Genomic DNA, 295 nt, shown 5'->3' with positions numbered 1-295 from the left:
ACCTACGGACTCTTTACGCCCAATCATTCCGGATAACGCTTGCATCCTCCGTATTACCGCGGCTGCTGGCACGGAGTTAGCCGATGCTTCTTCCTCAGGTACCGTCACTTTCTTCTTCCCTGAGAAAAGGGGTTGACAATCCAAGAACCTTCCTCCCCCACGCGGTCTTGCTCCGTCAGGCTTTCGCCCATTGCGGAAAATTCCCCACTGCTGCCTCCCGTAGGAGTCTGGGCCGTGTCTCAGTCCCAGTGTGGCTGATCATCCTCTCAGACCAGCTACTGATCGTCGCCTTGGT

At 56.3% G+C, this 295-nt stretch carries 1 rRNA gene; it reads right to left on the bottom strand.

Annotated elements, in window-relative coordinates:
• A 16S ribosomal RNA gene (locus PL9214_RS29410) occupies nt 1-295 on the bottom strand; the annotation flags it as partial.

The organism is Planktothrix tepida PCC 9214 (assembly GCF_900009145.1).
GTDB lineage: Bacteria > Cyanobacteriota > Cyanobacteriia > Cyanobacteriales > Microcoleaceae > Planktothrix > Planktothrix tepida.
This window is presented reverse-complemented; position numbering and strand designations above follow the sequence as displayed.